The organism is Puia sp. (assembly GCF_036500295.1).
In the GTDB taxonomy this organism is placed as follows: Bacteria; Bacteroidota; Bacteroidia; order Chitinophagales; family Chitinophagaceae; genus Puia.
The window spans coordinates 1-17,712 of sequence record NZ_DASYCH010000081.1; the positions used below are offsets into that span (position 1 = coordinate 1).

General features: G+C 52.8%; 18 protein-coding genes. 12 read left to right on the forward strand and 6 right to left on the reverse strand.

Going from position 1 to position 17,712, the window contains the following annotated elements; translation table 11 throughout:
• The 6 genes from VGM48_RS15515 to VGM48_RS15540 form a co-directional block, all read right to left on the reverse strand.
• The coding region (locus VGM48_RS15515; RefSeq protein ID WP_331580683.1) for a twin-arginine translocase subunit TatC at nt 1-328 on the reverse strand (328 nt) is incomplete at its 3' end.
• Between the two features lie 401 nt (nt 329-729).
• Nucleotides 730-2,010 (reverse strand): hemolysin family protein, encoded by a 1,281-nt coding sequence (locus VGM48_RS15520; RefSeq protein WP_331580685.1) that lies wholly within the window; start codon nt 2,008-2,010, stop codon nt 730-732.
• A 77-nt stretch (nt 2,011-2,087) separates the two neighbouring features.
• Nucleotides 2,088-2,708, reverse strand: a complete 621-nt coding sequence (gmk, locus tag VGM48_RS15525; RefSeq protein WP_331580687.1) for a guanylate kinase — start codon at nt 2,706-2,708, stop codon at nt 2,088-2,090.
• Nucleotides 2,705-4,009 carry a UDP-N-acetylglucosamine 1-carboxyvinyltransferase gene (gene murA, locus VGM48_RS15530; protein ID WP_331580689.1) on the reverse strand — a complete coding sequence of 435 codons (1,305 nt, stop codon included), beginning with the start codon at nt 4,007-4,009 and terminating at the stop codon, nt 2,705-2,707. The genes gmk and murA overlap by 4 nt, the downstream gene beginning before the upstream one ends.
• Nucleotides 4,010-4,027: 18 nt before the next feature.
• Nucleotides 4,028-4,735 (reverse strand): DUF4290 domain-containing protein, encoded by a 708-nt coding sequence (locus tag VGM48_RS15535; RefSeq protein WP_331580692.1) that lies wholly within the window; start codon nt 4,733-4,735, stop codon nt 4,028-4,030.
• Between the two features lie 293 nt (nt 4,736-5,028).
• Nucleotides 5,029-6,225 (reverse strand): choice-of-anchor E domain-containing protein, encoded by a 1,197-nt coding sequence (locus tag VGM48_RS15540; protein ID WP_331580694.1) that lies wholly within the window; start codon nt 6,223-6,225, stop codon nt 5,029-5,031.
• 206 nt (nt 6,226-6,431) lie between these two features.
• Here VGM48_RS15540 and VGM48_RS15545 point away from each other — a divergent pair, with 206 nt between their 5' ends.
• The 12 genes from VGM48_RS15545 (at nt 6,432) to VGM48_RS15600 (ending at nt 17,688) form a co-directional block, all read left to right on the forward strand.
• A complete protein-coding gene (locus tag VGM48_RS15545; RefSeq protein ID WP_331580783.1) occupies nt 6,432-7,517 on the forward strand; it encodes a glycosyltransferase in 1,086 nt (361 codons plus the stop codon).
• Nucleotides 7,518-7,558: 41 nt separating this feature from the next.
• A complete protein-coding gene (gene gldC / locus VGM48_RS15550) occupies nt 7,559-7,906 on the forward strand; it encodes a gliding motility protein GldC (RefSeq protein ID WP_331580696.1) in 348 nt (115 codons plus the stop codon).
• Nucleotides 7,907-7,924: 18 nt separating this feature from the next.
• On the forward strand, nt 7,925-8,377 hold the full coding sequence (locus VGM48_RS15555; RefSeq protein WP_331580698.1) for a GatB/YqeY domain-containing protein: 453 nt from the start codon (nt 7,925-7,927) through the stop codon (nt 8,375-8,377).
• 24 nt (nt 8,378-8,401) lie between these two features.
• Complete coding sequence (locus tag VGM48_RS15560) at nt 8,402-8,551, forward strand: hypothetical protein (RefSeq protein WP_331580700.1); 150 nt, start codon at nt 8,402-8,404, stop codon at nt 8,549-8,551.
• 12 nt (nt 8,552-8,563) lie between these two features.
• Nucleotides 8,564-8,935, forward strand: coding sequence for a CvpA family protein (locus VGM48_RS15565; RefSeq protein WP_331580702.1), 372 nt, complete (start codon nt 8,564-8,566; stop codon nt 8,933-8,935).
• A gap of 150 nt (nt 8,936-9,085) precedes the next feature.
• Nucleotides 9,086-9,862 carry an alpha/beta hydrolase gene (locus tag VGM48_RS15570; RefSeq protein WP_331580704.1) on the forward strand — a complete coding sequence of 259 codons (777 nt, stop codon included), beginning with the start codon at nt 9,086-9,088 and terminating at the stop codon, nt 9,860-9,862.
• Between the two features lie 51 nt (nt 9,863-9,913).
• The gene (locus VGM48_RS15575; RefSeq protein ID WP_331580706.1) at nt 9,914-10,576 is read left to right on the forward strand and encodes a CBS domain-containing protein; all 663 of its coding nucleotides are present in this window, start codon (nt 9,914-9,916) and stop codon (nt 10,574-10,576) included.
• Nucleotides 10,576-11,979 (forward strand): POTRA domain-containing protein, encoded by a 1,404-nt coding sequence (locus VGM48_RS15580; protein WP_331580708.1) that lies wholly within the window; start codon nt 10,576-10,578, stop codon nt 11,977-11,979. The genes VGM48_RS15575 and VGM48_RS15580 overlap by 1 nt, the downstream gene beginning before the upstream one ends.
• A gap of 30 nt (nt 11,980-12,009) precedes the next feature.
• A complete protein-coding gene (locus VGM48_RS15585) occupies nt 12,010-12,906 on the forward strand; it encodes an NAD kinase (RefSeq protein ID WP_331580710.1) in 897 nt (298 codons plus the stop codon).
• A gap of 86 nt (nt 12,907-12,992) precedes the next feature.
• Entirely contained in the window at nt 12,993-13,835 is an 843-nt protein-coding gene (locus VGM48_RS15590; protein WP_331580712.1) for a DUF6089 family protein, read from the forward strand.
• 86 nt (nt 13,836-13,921) lie between these two features.
• Nucleotides 13,922-14,707 carry an isoprenyl transferase gene (locus tag VGM48_RS15595; protein WP_331580714.1) on the forward strand — a complete coding sequence of 262 codons (786 nt, stop codon included), beginning with the start codon at nt 13,922-13,924 and terminating at the stop codon, nt 14,705-14,707.
• Between the two features lie 182 nt (nt 14,708-14,889).
• Nucleotides 14,890-17,688 carry a BamA/OMP85 family outer membrane protein gene (locus tag VGM48_RS15600; RefSeq protein WP_331580716.1) on the forward strand — a complete coding sequence of 933 codons (2,799 nt, stop codon included), beginning with the start codon at nt 14,890-14,892 and terminating at the stop codon, nt 17,686-17,688.
• Nucleotides 17,689-17,712: the final 24 nt, after the last annotated feature.

Here is a 17,712-nt window from a genome sequence, read left to right on the forward strand (position 1 = left end):
CCACGATGGCGATATTGATACTGGAGATGAATTGCGAACCGAATTGGGTGGTCTGTAATTGCAACCCTGTAACAGATTGCAGGCAAAGTGCATCCCCCATATGGAGTTTGCGGCCCAGGTTACAGAGCCCCACATAACTGATAAAGTCGTTTCGGATGGGTCCGCGGATGATCTTGTCGAAGATCCAGTCCATCTTTATAAAGATCACGATGGCTATGATAACGATCGCAAAAGCCGAACGCACGATATGCCAGCGCAACGCTTCCAGGTGGTCTATAAAAGACATCTCGTCCTGGCCCGGGTTCCGGTTTAACAGATTTAAAGCCATTGTGTTTTCTAAATTGAATGGGAGCAAAAAATTGGCGAAAATATAATTTTTTGCCCCCACACGCATAATGTCTGTACCCTTCGGCCTTCGGCCTCCGTGTACGAACCGAACTGCGTCCGGTTAAAGCTCCGCGAAATTAACTTGAAAATCCCAAATTCGGTCATTTTTGGCCCAGGTATAAAAAAAACAAGCACTCCATTACAGAGTGCATTGTTTACTCCTAACTGACCTATGAAAAACATCGCCTCCAGGGTAAGAGGGTAAATCTTTTTGGGGGGTAAGGCCGTCAGTTAGATATCGTTGCCTTACGAGAACGAAGTTGCTCAAAAACTCCAGAATGGAAAAATAAAGGAGGCTGTTTAACCACGGGTTAACATTGGTTAACGGCCCGGGGAAAGGCGCTATTTAAGCACCTTCAGCCTCACCATCTCGATCCTCGTATCGCTAACCCCGAGGATCTCGAATTCGTAATCGCCAATGATAATGCGGTCCTTCAGACGGGGAATGGTCTCGTGCTGATTGATGATAAACCCGGACAGCGTTTCCGATTCGTTCTCCGGCAGATCGAACCCATACTTCCGGTTGAGATAATCCAGCTCGAGCCGTCCGGAGAGGATAAACTCGTCGTTGGATAATTTTCGTTCTTCAAATTCTTCCGTGTCGTATTCATCCCGGATCTCACCAAAGATCTCTTCCAGCAGGTCTTCCATGGTCACGATCCCGGCGGTGCCGCCAAACTCATCGACCACCCAGGCGATGCTTTTCCGCTCACGGCTGAACTTATTGATCAAGTCGGTGGCACTCATGCTTTCCGGTACGGCGGGGATGGGATGGAGGATCGCCTTGATCGAAAGCGGCCCCTTGAAAAGATCCAATTGGTGGATATAACCCGTGACATGGTCGAGGTTGCCTTCGTAGACAACCAGCTTGCTTAGCCGCGTTTCCACAAACTTCTTCCGCACGTCCTCCATGCTCAGGCCGATGTCGATGCCCTCGATCTCCTTGCGGGGGACCAGGCATTCCCGTACCCGTACCTTGGGAAGGGCAAGCGCGGCCTCGAAAAGACTTTTGTTCAGGTCCTTGCCGTCCTCCTCAAGGTCTCCCGTCTGCTGTAGGAAATGTTCCAGGTCGGTGCCCGAAAAAGTATCTTTTCGCTCATCGATCCGCACATTGAAAACGTACTTCAGGATCCATTGCGCTATCGAGGCAAAAAAGCTGGCAAGCGGGTAAAAGAGCCGGTTGAAAAAATCCATCGTCTGCGCAAAAAACCCCAGAAGGGAGTCGCTCTTCGCACGGAAAAGGGCCTTGGGGATGAATTCCCCGAACAGGAGGATAAACAGCGAGGCGACAAGAGTTTCGGCAAACAGCCGGATGGCATTGACATAGCTGCCGGGCATGTGGATCTTGGTGATCAGGATATTCCACAACGGCAGAAAGGTCTCTCCCACCATCAGCCCAAAAATGACGAGGAAGATGGTAAAGCCGGCCAGCGAGGTCCCGATGAATTGCGCCGGTTTATCCATGAAATTGGAGAGGATGATCCCGCTGCTGAGCCCCTGCTTTTTCTTTAGTTCGATGGCAAGCCGGTTGGCACGCATAAACGCAACCTCGATGCCCGCAAAAAAAGCGATCATCACCCACGCAATCACAATCCACACAAGCGTATTTGTATTGATCATCATATGTTCAGAAGGTAAAAAGTAGTCGGAATATCAGAGGGTAAAAATAATCGGAAAATTCGATATTCCTAGGGGTGAGGCTAGGGGGCGCTCCGCTGGGTCGGCCGGGGCTCAGGCTGCGAAATGGGAAGACCTAAAAACGCCATAACGGCCGTTTCGGCTTCCGCACAGGCCTTATCCAGCTTTTCATTGACGATGATCCGGTCGAAATGATGCTTGAAAGAGATCTCATAGGACGCCTTATTGACCCTGTCCAGCAGGCTGTCCACAGTCTCCGTGCCCCGCTCCTCCAGCCGGCGGCGCAGCTCATCGACGGAAGGAGGTTCGATGAAAAGGGCGAGGGTCGAGTCGGGATATTGTTCCCGGATATGGATCGCCCCCTTTACCTCGATGTCCAGTAATGGGGTCTTCCCGGCGTTCCAGATCCGTTCAAGTTCGCTTTTCAGGGTTCCGTAATACTTCCCTTCGTAAACCATTTCCCACTCCACAAACTCATTATGCTGGATCTTTTGCTTGAAATTCTCCAATCCGATAAAATAATAGTCAAGACCGTCCTTTTCGTAATGCCGGGGATTCCGGGTGGCGGCGGAAACGGAAAAAGCCAGCCGTTCAGGATACTTACCAAGAAGATAGCGGGTGATGGATGTTTTCCCCGCGCCGGAGGGGGCCGTGATAATGATAATCTTATTGGATTGGCTCATATCCTGGTGATTTGTGCCCCTAACTGCCGCAGGCGGTGATCTATCTGTTGATAACCCCGGTCGATCTGCTCGATATTCTGGATCACGCTCCGGCCTTCCGCACTGAGGGCCGCGATCAGCAGCGCGACGCCCGCCCGGATATCCGGACTGCTCATGGTAATACCTCTCAGCCGCTGCTCCCGGGCCATCCCGATAACCGCCGCACGGTGCGGGTCACAAAGGATGATCTGGGCGCCCATATCGATCAGTTTATCGACAAAGAAAAGCCGGCTCTCGAACATCTTCTGGTGGATAAGCACCGATCCCCTCGCTTGAGTGGCCACTACCAGCACGATACTCAGCAGGTCCGGCGTAAACCCGGGCCAGGGGTGATCATAGATCGTCAGCACCGATCCATCGAGGAAGTTCTGGATCTCATAAACATCCTGCTCCGGGATATGGATATCATCCCCCCGGAATTCCAGCTTGATGCCCAGCTGTCTGAATTTATCCGGGATAACGCCCAGATTCTCAAGAGAGGTATTGCGGATGGTGATTTCGCTCTGGGTCATGGCGGCCAGCCCGATAAAAGACCCGATCTCGATCATATCCGGCAACATCCGGTGATCGGTGCCTCCCAAACGGCTTACCCCTTCAATGGTGAGCAGATTGCTGCCGATGCCGCTGATTCTGGCGCCCATCCGGTTCAGCATCTTGCACAACTGCTGGATATAGGGCTCGCAGGCAGAATTATAGATCGTGGTGGTGCCTTCAGCCATGGCGGCAGCCATGACGATATTGGCTGTCCCGGTCACGGAAGGCTCGTCCAGCAACAGGTTGCAGCCCTTCAGATCCCGGCCGTCCAGGTGGAAAAGACCCTCTTCCTGTTGGTACCGGAAGCGAACCCCCAGCTTTTCAAAACCGATGATATGAGTATCCAGCCGCCGGCGGCCGATCTTGTCGCCCCCCGGCTTTGAGATAAAAGCCTTGCGGAAACGCGCCAGCATGGGGCCGGCAAGCATCACCGATCCCCGGAGCCGCCCGCTTTTCTGGCGGTAAGCATCGCTTCGCAGATAGTCGGTGTCGATATCGTCGGCCTGGAAGATGCAGGTGTCCCGTTGGGGCCGGTCGACCTTGACCCCCATCTCGGCCAGCAGGTCGATCAGCAGATTGACATCAAGAATATCGGGAATGTTGGAGATGGTCATCCTCTCCGGTGTCAGCAGGACGGCGCTGATGATCTGTAAAGCCTCGTTCTTGGCTCCCTGCGGGATGATCTCGCCCTTGAGCTTTTTACCGCCGATGACTTCGAATGAATGCACGCGCGTTGATTTGATCCGCTAGTATCGTTTCTTTTTGAATTTATTCCCGCCCCGGTCGTTGTTCCGGTCATTATTGCGGCTGCCGTTGTAGTTATTGTTCCGCTTCTGAAACTTCTGATTGCGCTGGCCGCGGTTGTCACTGGGAAACGCCCGGTTGCCATTGGTTTCCCGCTGGTTCTCATTGGGACGGAAGCTCTTGACATAGGGAGTATTGGTGAACTCCAGTTGTCCGTTGGTCAGCTGGGTGAGCTCGCTCTGGATCGCATCGTCGTGGACGGTTTCCTTATGCCAGTTGTTATAGGCAAGCTTCATATAGTAGGCCACCGCATTGGCAAAACCATTGCGCTTGTCGGGGTTCTCCTCGGCCAGGGCCTTGTCGATAACGATCTCCAGGTTCTTGCCCAGGTGGGAAAACCGCGGATACCGCTTGGGGTATCTAAGCGGCTTGGGCCGGGCCCGGAGCGTCTCCCGGGTGGGGATAGGATAGGGCGATGCCACATCCAGCTTGAAGTCGGAGATCAGAAAAAGATGATCCCACAGTTTATGGCGAAAGTCTTCTACGTTCTTCAGGTGCGGGTTCAGAAAACCCATCAGCTCGATCACCACCTGCGAATTGCGCTGCCTCGTCTCCGGGTCCTCCAGGGTCAGAAGATATTCGATCATCTTCTGAATGTGCCGGCCATATTCCCGCATGATAAGGTGATTCCGCGTCGTATTATATTCCATTACACTCAATTTAGAGAGACAAATCTACAGGAAAAAGCGCAGCCCGCAAAGAACGGGCGGAGCCCGTTCGCCCGAAGGGCAGATAAAAAGCGGAAAAGTCCCTTCGGCGAAGCCGAAGATTGAAAAACAGCGGCTTCGGAATGGAAAAGCCCCCTCGCGGCGGGCCAGGGACAGGCAATGCCTGGCTGGCCGAAGGCCCATCCTAAAAGATTGCAGGGCCGGATACTTTTCGCATTATCCGGCCCGGTGGCAATCGTGGGAAGATTGGATTTTATGGTTTTTCAGAGGGAATGCTAATTGATAAAAACCTTGCTTACATAACTATGCTGATGGGTAATATCGCTGGTCCGCAGGAAATAAAGCCCCTTTACCGGCTGGGGACTCAGGTCCAGCCTTATCTGGTTGCCACCCGTCAGGGTCACCATCTTCTTCTGGACCACCTGTCCAGAGGTGGATACCAGCTCCACCAGGAAATGACCGGTCTGGTTGCTGTTGAACTGCACCTGCAGACTGTTCGTTGCCGGGTTGGGGAAGGTCTGGTAGCTCACCGGATTGTCCTTTCCAAAGCCGGTCGGGTCCACGACAAGGACATCCGAGAAGCTTATTTTGCCTGAAGGATCCGTCTCTTCGATCCGGAAATAGAGCCTGCCCAGATCAGCCGGATCAGGGTGGTATTGATATTGGTATTTTGCAGAAGCACCTGTTGCAGAAGCGTCACCTTCTGCTTGTCCGAGGGGATAGAAGCTTTTGCCATCTTTACTGAATTGGATCTCATATTGGGTATTGGGTTGTTGATTATTGGTCAGCCATTGCAGAACCACGGACCCACCTGAAGGCGTGGCCGTAAAATCCTGAATGGTCGTGGAAAGAATAGTGGCAGGGCACCAGTAATAGGTGATCTTAAAGTTTCCCCAGTAATTGGTAATTACGTTCTGGCTGTAGCTTAACCCCCCTTTCAGCGTAACGACGCCTCCATTGATCGCATATGTAAAATTGGTAGTGCCAAAGCCGAGGAACGGCGCCAGACCTGTATTGCTCGCAGTGAAGCCAACCTCCTTGTTGATGACGGTGTCCGGACCGTGGGTGACCGTGTCGCCGGGATTATTCAGCGCCGTCAGCGTGTCCGGGCCATAGTTCCGGGCATAGTCGTTGGTAACGGAGAGGCCTGTGCCGGCCGGACCTTCGAGGTCATCGGCTACGGTGAGCAGGAACTTGAAGATCGTCAGAGTCGACCCGACGTTTTGCACCTTGGTCGTCGTTACCCCGGTTACGGTATCGTCGAGTGTAAGACAGGATAATGTCCCGATAGCTGGATTAAACTTTGGAAAACTGATGGTGGTGGTGCCGGCATTCGTTGTCGGAAACGAGGCATAGTAACTAATGGGTGTTGCGGGAGCGGTCGCACTACAGTTACACTGTGCATAGGTTATCCGAGGGGTATTTACTATAAAAAAGATAATAGTAAACACGGCAGTGTACACACGGTTCATAGGCACGAATTTTAATAGTGATCGGATTAAAACGGATTAATAAATCAAAGGTAGATATCAACAAGAATGAAGCCAAAGCATTACTACCCGATTTGCTCGGACCGTAAAAACCACATTTTATATAATCCTTTAATATATTCAATGGGCTGATACTCAAGCATGTAATCTCGACCAAAATGTGCATAAAAACCTGCCTATCTTTGCGCATGCTCATCCTGCTGGACTGCCGGCCGCTGCAAAATGCCGGGCCGGACAGCGAAAAAAGCCGCCTCATCTTTTCTATTTTACCGGCCCTGACCCGGGACCCGCAGCTCCAGTGGCTACTGGTCGCCGATCGGTCCCGCCCGATCCCCGAACTTCCGGGTACAACGCTTATCACCCAACGCACCTTGCCCGGAAAACTGGGCTGGCGGTTCTGGTATGACCGGCAGCTTCCCCGCCTGGCGAAGAAACACAAAGCCCGGTTGGTGATGACCACCGGAGGCGTTGCGGCCCGGTCGCCGCTACCTCAGTGTTGCTGGATGCCCGAAAGATCGGATCCCAAAAAAAACCGGCCGCCGGTTCCGCTCTATGCCGGTCGCCTCGGGGAAAGTCTTCATCGCGCAGGAACCCTGTTTTGCTATTTCGACCGCGACCGCGAATGGCTGGCCGCCCGTGACGCGAACGCCGCCGCCAAACTGGTCGTCCTGCATCCGTCCCCAGCCGCATCGGCCGCACCCCCGACACCCGAAGGGCGGGAACAGGCGAAAGAAGAATTTGCAGCAGGAAAGGAATACTTCTTTGCCGATGCGACAGCCGCGGGTGAGGAAGGAGTCATCTATCTGCTGAAGGCCTTCTCCCTCTTCAAAAAACGCCAGCACTCCAACCTGCAACTGGTGGTAGAAGGAATTGCCGCCGAGGGCCTGCAAAAAAAGCTGGAGACCTATAAATACAGGGAAGACGTTCACTGGTGTCCACCCGCGGCAGAAGGGGACAGCCGGCTGACCGGCGGCGCCTATGCGACCCTTTTTCTATTTGACGAGGGTTCGCTGGGTACCCCCCTTCTCAACGCATGGAACGCCGGCATACCGGTTATCGGCAAGGCCGGCAGCCCCCTGCAGGACCTGGCCGGGGATGCCAGCCTGGGTGCTGACGGCGCCGACCCTGCTTCCCTGGCAGGCCACCTGATGTCCATATATAAAGATGAACAACTGCGCAACCGGCTTATCAACCAGGGACAGACCCGGGTTGCGGAGTTCGGAGCCGACCGGGCCATAAACGCAGTACGCTCCGCGATCACCAGGGCGCAATAATCCCGGGAATTAAATTAAATTGCGGCTTGCTAAATTCTATTATGACAACCTCCTCTATCAATATCGACGTAACCCTGGACAAGGACCGGGTTCCTCAAGACATCCGCTGGAATGCCACGGACTCCGCAACCGAAAACGCCCGCCAGGCCAAGGCAATGATGCTCGCCTTCTGGGATGGAACCGACAAAACCGCCCTGCGGATCGACCTCTGGACAAAAGACATGATGATCGATGAAATGGCTGACTTCTTCTACCAGACCCTGATGACCATGGCGGAAACTTATCAGCGGGCAACCCAGGATCCGGTGCTGATGGACGAAATGAAACAATATGCCCGCGATTTCTACAAGAAATTCCGGGACCAGCAGTTGAAGACAAATAAACTATAAACTACAATACCCAATTATATGGCACTAGAGCAAAACGTAATGGCCCAGTTGAAAACGGCGATGCTGGCAAAGGATGAAGCCGGCTTGCGGGGACTTCGGGCGATCAAAGCGGCCATCATCCTGGCAAAGACCTCCGAAGGCTCCAATGGCGAATTAAAGGAGGCCGATGAGGCAAAATTGCTGCAAAAGCTGGTCAAACAGCGGAAAGACTCCCTGGCCATCTATCGAGAGCAGGCCCGCGCAGACCTCGCCCAAAAAGAAGAGGAAGAGATTGCCATTATCGAACGATTCCTGCCCAAGCAGATGGATGAGGCCGCACTGAAAGAGGCATTGGCAAAGATCATCGCCGAAACGGGCGCCGCATCACCCGCGGATATCGGGAAAGTGATGGGCGTGGCTACCAAACAGCTCGCCGGGCAGGCGGACGGGAAGACGATCAATGCGGTTGCAAGAGAGCTTTTGTCAAAATAGCTGCAATCGCGGCGGCTAATAACCATGGCAATCGATGTACTGTTCATCATTTTTTTGCTCCTGGCTATTTTCAGGGGGCTGAGACATGGCTTCATTATTGCCGTGGTCTCGGCTTTAGCATGGATCATCGGGATCGCGGCAGCCATAAAGCTTTCAGCAGTGGTGGCCGCCTAGGGGAAAGCGCATATGCACCTGCCTCCGCGCTGGTTGCCCGTGCTCGCCTTTCTCCTGGTGTTCCTTGCCGTTGTGGTCGGCCTCCATGCCATCGCAAAGCTTGTTGAAAAGGCCGTCGACCTGGCCATGATGGGTTGGCTGAATAAGCTATTAGGCGTGCTCCTTTACGCTTTCCTCTATATCACGACGCTCAGCGTTCTGCTGTTTTATGCCGTCGAGATAAATTGGGTCTCCACCCACACCCTTTCCGCGTCGGTGACCTACCCCTTTATAAGACCCTGGGGCCGTGTCACAATCGACGAATTCGGTAAATTTGTCCCATGGTTTGAGGGAATGTTTGCCCAATTGGAAGACTTTTTCGGGCAGATCGGCAACAAGCTTTAAATTGATGCCGGAGGAGAAAAACCTTTTGATGTGTTATCGGTTATAGTAGACCTGTTCTTTTTTGAGTTAAAACGATTATTTTAGCGGATAATTACAGGATTAGTTCTTATTTGGAGGATATAATCCTATTGGTTAGAATCTTATTAGCTGATGCAATACGAAATCAAACAAGAAGAAAAGTTCAGATTCATCGAAGAAGGGGAAGGCGAACCGCTGGTGCTTCTACATGGGTTGTTCGGGGAGTTGAGCAATTTCTCGGGTCAGATCGAAACTTTCCGCCATACCCATAAGGTCGTGGTGCCGATATTGCCTTTGCTGGATCTGGACCTGTTGCACACGACCGTAAGCGGACTGGAAAAATTCCTGAACAAGTTCATAGAATATCGCGATTATAAGAGTATCAATCTCCTGGGTAACTCCCTCGGGGGGCACGTGGGCCTTATGCACGTCCTCAGGCACCCCGAACGGATCAAATCCCTGATCCTTGCCGGCAGTTCCGGCCTCTTTGAAAGCGGCATGGGCGATACCTATCCCAAACGGGGCGACTATGAATATATCCGCAAAAAGGCGGAGCTTACCTTCTATGATCCAAGTATAGCCTCCAAGGAGCTGGTGGATACCCTGTACGAGACGGTCAACGTCCGCATAAAAGCCGTCAAGATCATTGCGCTTGCCAAGAATGCCATCCGCAACAACCTTGGCGAAGAGGTCAGCCAGATCAAACAACCTACCTTACTCATCTGGGGAAACAACGACACGATCACGCCCCCGTTCGTGGGCCAGGAGTTTCTCAAACTGATCCCAAACAGCGAACTGCATTTTATCGACAAATGCGGTCATGCGCCAATGATGGAAAAACCGGAAGAGTTCAATTCCATTTTGCTTAAATTTTTGCGAAAATTGAATGAACCGGCAGCGGTAGCTTGAGTTTTTACGTCTATGAATGTATAGTGTGGCGTCCACGCAAAAAACACCATCTTGCTAAACAGAGAGATCATATCTGCCGCTATTCCTTCCTTACACCTGAATGACCCGGTCTCTCAGGCGCTGGACCTGATGGCGGACTTCCACGTTACCCACTTACCCGTGGTCGTCGAAGACAAGCTGGCCGGTCTCGTCAGCGAAGATGATCTCCTCAATGTCGAAAATGACGATATGCTGCTGTCCCAGCTGCAGGCGGGTTTCTCCCAGATCTCCGTACACGCCGACGCCTTCTTCTATGAAGCCGTCCAGCAGGTGAACGAGAACGGACTAACCCTCATCCCCGTCATCGCCGGGGAGTCGGAATATGTCGGCTCCATCATTGCCACCGATCTGCTAAGACAACTCGGCCGCGTCGCCGGGGTGAACGAACTTGGCGGCATCATCGTCCTCGAAATGGACAAGGTCAGCTTTGCCTTCACTGAGATCAGCAAACTCGTCGAGACCAACGACGCCCAGATCATCCAGCTCAACACCTTTGCCGACGCCGCCTCCGGCAGCTTCTATGTGACGATCCGGGTCAATAAAGCAGAAGTCTCCGATATCGTCGCAACCTTTCAGCGGTACGAATACGTGGTGAAGTATTACTTTGGCGAAGAACTATACGAGAATGAATTGCGTGCCAACTACGACCACCTGATGAACTACCTGAATATCTGATGCGGGCCGGTCGGAAATATTTATCGGTTTTCCTACCCCTCCTCTTCTCCATCCGCATCTTTGCCCAGCATCCCCAGCCTTCCCTCACGTGTAAAGTCGGGTCCATCACCGTCAAAGGCAATAAAAAGACAAAAACCTATATCGTCCTGCGGGAACTGTCCTTTCACCCCGGCGACAGCCTCGCCCTCAGCGACCTGGTCCAGGGCTTTCGCACCGCGCATGACCGGCTGATCAATACCCATCTATTCAATGAAGTGGTCATCTATCTGAAAGGCTTCCACGGATATACCGCCGATGTCGAGATCGACGTGAAAGAACGGTGGTACATCTTCCCCCTTCCCTATTTCAAACCCGTCGATCGCAACTTCACCGCCTGGGCGCAAAAAAACTACAGCCTCGGCCGCGTCAACTACGGCGGGAAATTCACACATTATAACTTTACCGGCCGCAACGACAATCTCACCGCCTGGCTGATCACTGGCTATACCCGCCAGTTTGAACTCTATTACAACCAACCCTATGCGGACAACACCCTGAAACACGGTTTTGGCTTTGGAGTCAATTTTGCCGGGCTCAAAGAAGTAGACGCATTGACCGTCAACAACACCCAGGGTTTTATCAATTCCGATACCCTCTCCTACGCCGGGAGATACCTCAGCCGCCAGCTGTCTTTCTCCGCCCGCTACTTTTATCGCCCGCGGCTGAAGGTGCGGCATACCGTGAACTTCAACCTGGTGTCCACCTCCATCGACAGCGCCGTTTCGGTCTTGAACCCGCATTATTTCAATAACGGCCGGTTAAGCGTCGTCTATCCCGAACTGACCTATACCTTCAACTTTACCGATGTCGATTATGTCTCCTATCCGCTGGACGGGATCATCTTCGAGACCTCCCTTACCCGCAGAGGCATCAACCCAAACATGAACCTCTGGCAACTGTCCACGCGGCTTACGCGGAGCTGGCCCCTGGCCAGAAAATGGTGGTTCGGCATCCAAAACATCAATATCCTGAAACTTCCTCTGAGCCAGCCTTTTTATAACCAGGGTCTTATAGGCTACGGCGACCTGTACCTGCGCGGGCTCGACCGATATGTGGTCGACGGGACGGCCGGCGCCGTTCTGAAAAATACCCTCTATCGCCAACTTGTCGATTTTGACATCCCGCTCGCCCGCGGGACGGCCCATGATCATATCCCCTTTCGCATTTATGCCACGGCCTTTTCCGACTACGGCTACGCCTATAACCAGGACTTCAAAGGCAACTCCCTCGTCAACCGGATGCTCTACACCGCCGGCTTCGGCATTGATATTGTTACGTTCTACGATCTGAGCTTTAAGTTTGATTATAGCTTCAATCAATTAGGACAAAACGGGCTATTTTTACATATTAGAAACGATTTCTAGATAGATACTCATAGACACTCAACTGATTTAATGAAGGTAGCAATATACAGCCGGGCGGTAGAATACGAGCAGCAAAGCGGGGTACAGCGTCTCTTTGACGAATTGGTCCGCCAGCATCTTCAGCCGGTGATCCACCAGCCCCTCCTCGAAAAGATAAGTTCCTCCCTCGTCCTGCCCTCCGATGTAGGCTCCTTCCGGGAATCCGCGGACCTGGACGATTCCATCGAATTCCTGATCAGCCTGGGCGGCGACGGAACTCTGCTGGACACCGTCTCCCTCGTCCGGGACAAGAATATCCCGGTCCTGGGGATCAACTTCGGCCGCCTGGGGTTTCTCGCCAGCATCGGCAAGGAAGAACTGACCACGGCCGTCACAGCGCTGGTCAACCGAACTTTTGTCGTGGATAAACGGTCGCTGATCCACCTTGACGCCAACCGGCCGCTGTTCGGCGACGTGCCCTATGGGCTGAACGAGTTTGCGATCCATAAGACCGACACCTCGCCGATGATCAAGATCCATACCTACCTCAACGGGGAATTCCTGAACACCTATTGGGCGGACGGCCTCATCGTGGCTACCCCGACCGGGTCTACGGGCTATTCCCTGAGCTGCGGTGGTCCGGTCATCTTCCCGGAGTCCGGGAGTTTTGTCATCACCCCCGTGGCGCCACACAACCTAAACGTCCGCCCCATCGTAGTTCCTGATAATAATATCATCTCTTTTGAGGTCGAAGGCCGCGCCGAGAACTTTATCTGCGTCCTGGATTCAAGAAAGGAGATCGTGGACAAACAGGTACAACTGGCCGTTCGCAGCGAAGCCTTCACCCTGAGCCTGATCCGGCTGAACGAGAATAATTTCCTGCAGACCCTCCGCGGAAAGCTCTCCTGGGGGCTCGACAGGCGGAATGCGGAATCCGGCGGCCAGTGAGTGCCGGCCAAAACCCAATTTTAACATTTCACATAAACGAAGGGGCCCACCCCCGACGTTACATGTAATTCGTTCTTAATACCAACATGAAAAAGCTACTATTTGGCGCCCTGCTAGTGACCCTGTTCGGCCTTCGCGCTTCAGCTCAGGAACAAGCCATCGTACACGAAGGGGAGTTCGGCTTTTCGGCGGGCGGAGCCCAGTATTTTGGCGATCTGAACCCGAATCCGCGGTTCAATACCCCAAATATGGCCCTGGGAGCCTTTTTCAGGAAACAATTCGGCAACTATGTAGCCTTGCGTATCCAGGCCAACTACGCTTTTCTGGCCTACTCCGACAAATACAACACCTCGAACGAGTTCATGCACCGCCGGAACCTGAGCTTCAATTCGAATATCTGGGAACTGGCGCTGATGGGCGACTTCAACTTCTTCAAATTCGTTCCCGGCAGCGAGTACGATCGGTTTACCCCTTATCTGACCCTCGGGGTGGGCGCCTTCAACTACAACCCATACACCTATTATCAGGGCCAGAAGGTCTACCTGCGCAGTCTGGGGACGGAAGGCCAGGGCACCGCCGGGTATCCCAAACCCTATGGGAGCATGGCCATCTGTTTCCCCGTCGGCGTCGGCGTCAAATACAGCCTTAACCGCCAAATGAGCCTTGGTTTTGAGGTGCTCTACCGGTTTACGACCACCGACTACATCGATGACGTCAGCAAGACCTACGCGCCTGACGCCCAGACCCAATACCTCCCCAATGGCCAGCCGACCCTCTGGTATGCCCTGCAGGACCGCTCCTATGAGACGGGAGAGCCCATCGGGATCAAGGGCCGGCAAAGGGGGTATTCCAACCAGAAAGACAGCTATCTGACCGCTCAGGTGACCCTCTCCTTTAACCTGACCTCGTATAAATGCCCCAGCTATTAATGTGAGTTTTAACAGTCGGCGGCCAATTTTGCACGAGGCCAAGACCCAAAAGCCCTATCTTTGTGCCCCAATAATAGAGTGCCTGTATGGACGCGTTGAAGGAAAAGATCGATCTGAAAAGACTGCCCCGCCATATCGCGATCATTATGGATGGGAACGGACGCTGGGCCCAGGAAAAGGGCCAGGACAGACTATTCGGTCATTTTCATGGGGTTGAAAGCGTCAGGGATATCGTTGAAGGCTGCGCCGAACTGGGTATCGGTTATCTCACTCTCTATGCCTTTTCCACTGAAAACTGGGACCGCCCGGCCTACGAAGTCACCGGCCTCATGGAGTTGCTGGTGGAAACGATCCGCAAAGAGGTGGAGACCCTGAACAAGAACAATATCCGGCTGCACGTCATCGGCGACATGAGCATGCTCCCGGAGTATGCCAGCCAGGAGTTGAAAGAAGCGCTCGAGTTCACGTCGGTCAATACCGGGCTCAACCTCGTTATGGCGCTCAGCTACAGCAGCCGATGGGAGCTGACCGAAGCCGTGAGAAATCTTGCGCGCGATGTCCGGGCCGGGAAGTTGGAACCCGACGCCATCACCCAGGACACCATACAACAATACCTTTCCACAAAGGACTTCCCCGATCCGGAGTTGATGATCCGCACCAGTGGCGAATATCGTATAAGTAATTTTCTGCTATATCAATTAGCTTATGCAGAATTGTACTTCACCAGTGTTCGCTGGCCTGACTTCCGGAAACAGAATCTCTATGAAGCGATCCTCGATTTTCAGGGAAGAGAAAGACGATATGGTAAAACAAGTGCTCAGATTCAACAGGATTTGATGGAGCCTGGGACCACCAGTGCCAAAACTTTTTAACAAACGTTTTGTATAAATCCCCTTAATTTGCCGCCTCAAGCCACTACGATGGCTAGTCCGAAGGACAGAAATGGGCCAAGGCCGACCGAGGCGGCTAGTCCGAAGGACAGAAATTAGTGCAATGCCGGAAGTGCGCCAATTTCTTAAAGCGCGTTTCCGGCGCATATAAAAAAACCGACTGGATGCTACGAAGATCGCTGATTTGCGTTTTTATTCTGATCACTTACTGCTTACTGAATTCAATCGCTGTAAAGGCCCAGTCGACAGATTCTACAAATAAAACGTCCGTAAACGATTCCCTCAATAAAGCTTCTTCCGATACAGTTCCAAAAGGTGTCTCGATCGATCCCGACCTCGTTGCACTTGCCAGCGGCAAGACCCCACCACGGGAATATGTGATCGCCGGCATCAAGATCTCCGGTACAAAATATCTCGACGAATCCCTGCTTACCTCCATCTCCGGCCTGACCGTGGGCGATAAAGTGACGATTCCCGGCGGCGACAATTTCAGCAAAGCCATTCAGAACCTGTGGAAACAAAGACTATTTGCAAATATCTCCATCTATTTCACCCGGCTGGTAGGCAACAGCGTATATGTCGAGATCGATGTCACCGAACGGCCCCGGCTCGGGAATTTTTACTTTAAGGGCCAGGGTGTTAAAAAAGGCGATGCCGATGACCTGACGACCAAGACCGGCCTGATCAAGGGCCGCGTGGTAACGGAGGATATGAAACGCTCGGCCATCCAGTACATCAGAAAATATTTTGCAGATAAAGGTTTCGAGGATGCGCAGGTCAAGACGACCGAAACGCGCGATCCCGTCGTTCAAAACTCTGTTATCCTTACCTTCCTCATCGACAAGGGTCCCAAGGTGCGGATCTACCAGATCGATTTCTTCGGCAACGAGGCCGTCAGAGAGCAAAAGCTGAAGAAACAGCTGAAGGATACAAAGGAGCAGAGCCGGATGACGATCTATCCGCCCTCGAATCAAACTCCTTATGGGCCGCATGACTCGGTCACCCTGCGTCAATACCTGACCAACTGGGGTTTCCTGTCCTTCCACGCCACCCGGGAATTCATCGACCCCTATTTCCGGTTCAAAATGTTCAGCGGCGCCAAGTTCAGCCAGAGCAAATTCGACGACGACAAACAAAAAGTGATCTCCTACTACAACTCCCTCGGCTATCGCGATGCCGTCATCACGGCCGATACGCATTATGTGGAGAGCAAGGTAAGAAGCCGGCTCCATGTGGACGTAAAAGTGGATGAAGGTCACAAATATTACTTCGGCAACATCGCCTGGAAGGGAAATACGAAATACTCCGACAGCATCCTGAGCCTGATCCTCGGCATTCATAAAGGTGAGATCTACAACCTCGACATCCTCAACAAGAAGCTGGGCAAACAGCTTTCCGCGGAAGGCGGGGATATCAGCGGACTGTATACCGATGACGGTTATCTGTTTTTCCATGTCGAACCGGTGGAAACCGCCGTTTACAACGACACGATCGACTTCGAGATCCGCATGACGGAAGGTCCGCAGGCGACGATCAAGAACGTCACCATCTCGGGTAACGATAAGACGAATGAATATGTCATCCGTCGCGAGCTGTTCACCATCCCCGGCGATAAGTTCAGCCGGACCGATCTGATCCGCAGCCAGCGGCAGATCGCCAACCTCGGCTTCTTCAACCAGGAAAAGATCAATCCCGGGATCAATCCCAACCAGGATGATGGGACGGTGGACATCAACTGGACCGTCGAAGAAAAATCCGGTAACCAGCTGGAGCTCTCGGCCGGCTGGGGTGGGGGCATCGGTCTGACCGGAACGGTGGGGATCACCTTTGCCAACTTCTCCATAAAGAACATCTTCCATAAAGATGCCTGGCAGCCGCTGCCCGAAGGCGATGGACAAAAGCTGAGTCTGCGTATCCAGTCCAATGGTAAGGCCTATCAGTCCTACAACTTCTCTTTTACGGAACCCTGGCTCGGCGGCAAGAAAAGAAATTCGCTGACGGTAAGTCTCTACCGGAGCGTATTCCGCACCGGCGGTTACAACTTCCATACGAATACCTATTCGTTCAGCGACAGTAACTCGTTAAAGAACTTTGGCGTCACCGTGGCTCTTGGCAAGCAACTGAAATGGCCGGATGACTTCTTCACCCTTACCTATTCGGTCAACTTTACCCAATACGACCTGAACAACTATCCGTTGTTCACGAGTGCCTTCCGGAACGGCCGGTCCACCAACTTCAGCTTTAAGCTGGCCCTTAGCCGGTACGATCTGGATCAGCCCATCTATCCGCGACGGGGTTCCAACCTGATGCTGAGTGTGCAGTTTACGCCGCCGTATTCGCTTGTCGACAAGGGGATCACACAGGATGACAGCTATAAATTGCCGGAATATCATAAATGGCGATTTACCAGTGACTGGTATCTGCCCATCGGGGGTGCCATGGGTGCGGACAAGAGCAGGCAGTTTGTGTTAAAGGCTTCGGCGAAGTTTGGCTTTATGGGCCGATATAATGCCGGGCTTGGGTTCTCGCCTTTCGAACGTTTCCAACTCGGGGATGCGGGTCTGACCAACAACTTCGGTCTGCTCGGGTATGACATCATCTCCCAGCGTGGATATCCGGTGTATGAGAACTCCGATCCGAAGGTGAACCCCGATCAGCAACAGGCAAGTCAGTTCTTCACGATCTTCAACAAATACACGCTTGAAATGCGTTATCCGTTTACGACCAACCCAAGCAGCACGATCTATGGTCTCACCTTCTTCGAGGCGGCCAACGGCTGGTATAACTATACCGATTACAATCCCTTCCGGTTACGCCGCAGCGTAGGCGTCGGGATGCGCTTCTTCCTGCCGATGTTCGGTCTGCTTGGATTTGACTATGGTATCGGTCTTGACCGTATCCAGGGCGGATCGCTGCGGGATGCCACCCGGTTTACCTTCATGTTAGGCTATGAACCGGATTAATTTGATTATTTTCAAGTTCTAATA

Bases quoted from the DNA above. Each gene is read 5' to 3' on its own strand.
- VGM48_RS15520 (WP_331580685.1), bottom strand. From the start codon at position 2,010: ATGATGATCAATACAAATACGCTTGTGTGGATTGTGATTGCGTGGGTG.
- gmk (WP_331580687.1), bottom strand. From the start codon at position 2,708: ATGAGCCAATCCAATAAGATTATCATTATCACGGCCCCCTCCGGCGCG.
- VGM48_RS15535 (WP_331580692.1), bottom strand. From the start codon at position 4,735: ATGGAATATAATACGACGCGGAATCACCTTATCATGCGGGAATATGGC.
- VGM48_RS15540 (WP_331580694.1), bottom strand. From the start codon at position 6,225: ATGAACCGTGTGTACACTGCCGTGTTTACTATTATCTTTTTTATAGTA.
- VGM48_RS15545 (WP_331580783.1), top strand. From the start codon at position 6,432: ATGCTCATCCTGCTGGACTGCCGGCCGCTGCAAAATGCCGGGCCGGAC.
- gldC (WP_331580696.1), top strand. From the start codon at position 7,559: ATGACAACCTCCTCTATCAATATCGACGTAACCCTGGACAAGGACCGG.
- VGM48_RS15555 (WP_331580698.1), top strand. From the start codon at position 7,925: ATGGCACTAGAGCAAAACGTAATGGCCCAGTTGAAAACGGCGATGCTG.
- VGM48_RS15560 (WP_331580700.1), top strand. From the start codon at position 8,402: ATGGCAATCGATGTACTGTTCATCATTTTTTTGCTCCTGGCTATTTTC.
- VGM48_RS15565 (WP_331580702.1), top strand. From the start codon at position 8,564: ATGCACCTGCCTCCGCGCTGGTTGCCCGTGCTCGCCTTTCTCCTGGTG.
- VGM48_RS15570 (WP_331580704.1), top strand. From the start codon at position 9,086: ATGCAATACGAAATCAAACAAGAAGAAAAGTTCAGATTCATCGAAGAA.
- VGM48_RS15580 (WP_331580708.1), top strand. From the start codon at position 10,576: ATGCGGGCCGGTCGGAAATATTTATCGGTTTTCCTACCCCTCCTCTTC.
- VGM48_RS15585 (WP_331580710.1), top strand. From the start codon at position 12,010: ATGAAGGTAGCAATATACAGCCGGGCGGTAGAATACGAGCAGCAAAGC.
- VGM48_RS15590 (WP_331580712.1), top strand. From the start codon at position 12,993: ATGAAAAAGCTACTATTTGGCGCCCTGCTAGTGACCCTGTTCGGCCTT.
- VGM48_RS15595 (WP_331580714.1), top strand. From the start codon at position 13,922: ATGGACGCGTTGAAGGAAAAGATCGATCTGAAAAGACTGCCCCGCCAT.
- VGM48_RS15600 (WP_331580716.1), top strand. From the start codon at position 14,890: ATGCTACGAAGATCGCTGATTTGCGTTTTTATTCTGATCACTTACTGC.